Below are 484 nucleotides of genomic sequence, written 5' to 3' on the forward strand. Positions count from 1 at the left end.
CAGCGCGGCGGAATGGCGGCGGGCTATTCCGCCGCCGCGGCCCCGGCATCGGCAAAGCCTTCGGTGAATTGTAGCCGGGCCAGACGCGCATAAAGCCCGCCCTGCGCCCCCAACTCGTCATGCCGGCCCTGCGCCACGATGCGGCCATCGTTTTTCACCGGCGCCAGCCGATGCGCCACGATGATCGTGGTGCGGGTGCGGGCCAGCTCGTCCACCGCCTCTTGCACCAGCCGTTCGGATTCCGCGTCCAGCGCGCTGGTCGCCTCGTCCAGCAGCAGGATCGGTGCATCCACCAGCAACGCCCGGGCAATCGCCAGGCGCTGGCGTTGCCCGCCAGAAAGGCCGATGCCACCCTCGCCCAAGGGCGTCTGGTAGCCTTGCGGTAGCTGCCGGATGAATTCGTCGGCATGGGCACCGTGCGCCGCTGCTTCGACTTCGGCCAGGGTCGCATCGGGCCGGCCATAACGGATATTGGCCTCCACCG

At 69.2% G+C, this 484-nt stretch carries 1 protein-coding gene; it reads right to left on the bottom strand.

Annotation, left to right across the window (positions count from 1 at the left end):
* Window positions 1-23: 23 nt before the first annotated feature.
* A partial coding sequence (locus EOE48_RS28675; protein WP_127734240.1) for an ATP-binding cassette domain-containing protein occupies window positions 24-484 on the bottom strand: 461 nt, incomplete at its 5' end.

It is taken from the genome of Methylobacterium oryzihabitans, from assembly GCF_004004555.2.
Classification (GTDB): domain Bacteria; phylum Pseudomonadota; class Alphaproteobacteria; order Rhizobiales; family Beijerinckiaceae; genus Methylobacterium; species Methylobacterium oryzihabitans.